Below are 2,676 nucleotides of genomic sequence, written 5' to 3'. Positions count from 1 at the left end.
TTATAAGTCATATAAGTCGTGAGCTTTCTAATGCTTAGTGCTTTAAGATTAGGATAGCACGACTTATTTATTTTCCAATGAAATTAACTAGCAATTCGGGTAGAAAGTTTAGAGGTATCATATGAAACTACTTAATAATTTGTTGACTAGCTTAACACAATATGAGAATGAAATGATTCAAATTAGGCGTCATCTTCATCAATACCCAGAAATTTCTTTTCAAGAAAAAGAAACATTTAAGTATATTATGGGCTTTTATAAAGAACTTGACTGTGAACCAAAACTTATCGGAAAGGGATTTGGAATCATCGTTGATATTGAAGGTGGAAAATCCGGAAAAACTCTTGCGTTGAGAGCAGACTTTGATGCTCTTGCTATTTTTGAAGATAATGATTTAAGTTTTAAATCGGTCAATCCAGGAGTAATGCATGCCTGTGGACACGATGCACATACTGCATATTTGATGGTACTTGCTAGAGAACTAGTAAAAATAAAACAAGAACTTCCGGGAAGAGTTAGAATTGTCCATCAACCAGCAGAGGAAGTATCTCCTGGTGGTGCCAAAGGTATGATTAAAGCAGGAGCTCTTGACGGTGTCGATAATATGATCGGGGTTCATGTGATGACTACAATTAAAACAGGGGTCATTGCCTATCATAATAAAGAAACTCAAACGGGACGTTCTAATTTCACCATTACAATCAAAGGAAACGGAGGTCACGCTTCTATGCCACAATTAAGTAATGATGCAATAGTAGCCGCTAGTTACTTTGTAACTGAACTCCAAACAGTAATTTCAAGAAGAATAGATCCATTTGACATGGGTACTGTAACTATTGGATCATTTGATGGAGCAGGAAGTTTTAATGCTATACAAGATAAAGTAGTGTTAAAAGGGGATGTTCGGATGATGAAAGAAACAACTAGAAAAGTCATCCGAGACCAAGTGAAACAAATTGCTAAAGGCGTTGGAGTAACCTTTGGGGTTGAAGTGATTGTAGATTATGACGATAACTATCCTGTACTCTTTAATTCAGAAAATCTCACTCACTTTGTAGTTGACAGCTTAAAAGATCAGAATATTTCAGAAGTCAATAATATAGTCGATTTAGGACCACAAAATCCTTCTGAAGATTTTTCATATTATGGGCAAGTTGTACCAAGTACTTTCTTTTACATTGGTGCACAGCCTGAAGACGGCGGAAATTATCCCCATCATAGCCCTTTATTTAAAATGAATGAGAAAAGTATTTTAATCGCGGCTAAAGCAGTTGCAACTGTAACTATAAACTATCTATTTTTCAATAAAAAAATGTAGATTTACAAATAGCAAGATTTGTAGCTAAAGTTGCTCCTTCGTTATTTAATAAACTTATAAAAATATTTCTATCCTCTGTCCAGAAAAAGGTTGTATTATGGACGAGATTTAATTCACCGTCCGTCAAACTACGATACTGCGATGTCACTTAATGACAAGGTTTTGTATGTGTCCACAAATTCCGAGTTCTCTGTCTTGATGACAAATAACGTTCCAGAATATGCGTTGCTTACGTCCGGTAAAGGTTTTTTGAAGAATTTGGAAGATACGACAGGGCTTCTTGACGTTAAATATGACAATGTAGTAGGCAATTATGATATTGATAAGGCTGACATTGTTTATTATGTGTATGGTTTGCTTCATTCACCCGAATATCGGGATATGTATGCCAATGATTTAAAAAAGAGCTTGGCGCGGATTCCGCTAGTCCGAAATAAAGAAGCGTTTATTCGGATTGGAAAGGAGTTATCTAATCTGCATCTGAATTACGAGAAACAAGTGTCATACCCTGGAGTGACGGTGTCAGTTAGCTCTGATGATTATAAAGTGACTAAGATGAAACATCCTAAAAAAGGAGCCTTAGACACTATTATTTTCAATAATTCAATAACTATCTCGAACATACCAGAGAAAGCTTATGAGTATGTGGTTAGTGGAAGGCCAGCTATCGAATGGATTATTGATCAATATCAAGTAAAAACAGATAAAAAATCAGGAATAACGGATGATCCTAACGAATTTAGTGATAATCCTAAATATATTTTGAACCTCTTATTATCCGTTATTACAGTAAGTATGCGAACCCTTGAATTAATTGAGGAATTACCAGAATTTGAAATTCAAGAATAATATAGGGTCTATAATTATATAATGGCCCCTAGGAAATACCATTAAAACACCCCCTATAATCTTTAGTTCATATTACAGGGGTTGTTTTTCTGTTTATTGATATAATAGTTCTTAAAAATGGAGGTGATATTTTGAAAGTGAATTGGTTAAAGTTGATTGGAATTTTTTTACCTTTAAAATGATTCATATTTACTGTCTTCAATTGCTTTTTTTAAAATTTTAAACTAAATACAAGTATTGATAAACTTTTCAAATATAGTATAAAAGTCCTAACTGATTATATCTTGATTAATGCATTACTATTCCGAATTTAAGAACTTGACTTAATATCATAATAAAAAACCTCCAAAAGTTTAAATTTTGGAGGTCATATAAGATATATGTTTATTTTATTTGCTTACTGTGGTTAGAATGAATAAAATAAATACTATAGCTATACTAAAAGCACCTAAAATAATAGTATTAGTTGAGTCAGACTTAGTATCTTTAGAAAACTTAGCTATTATCAC

The 2,676-nt window shown here is 33.1% G+C and carries 2 protein-coding genes; both read left to right on the top strand.

Translation table 11 applies throughout. The features are described 5' to 3' along the window. Positions 1-142: 142 nt before the first annotated feature. Positions 143-1,318, top strand: a complete 1,176-nt coding sequence (locus tag AB0N03_RS52100) for a M20 family metallopeptidase (protein ID WP_364388946.1) — start codon at positions 143-145, stop codon at positions 1,316-1,318. Between the two features lie 75 nt (positions 1,319-1,393). Next, positions 1,394-2,167, top strand: a complete 774-nt coding sequence (locus AB0N03_RS52095) for a type ISP restriction/modification enzyme (RefSeq protein WP_300697143.1) — start codon at positions 1,394-1,396, stop codon at positions 2,165-2,167. Positions 2,168-2,676 lie beyond the last annotated feature (509 nt).

It is taken from the genome of Amycolatopsis sp. NPDC051061, assembly GCF_040682935.1.
Lineage (GTDB): Bacteria > Actinomycetota > Actinomycetes > Mycobacteriales > Pseudonocardiaceae > Amycolatopsis.
Note: the sequence above shows the minus strand (reverse complement) of the source record. Positions and strands in the feature narration are given on the sequence as shown.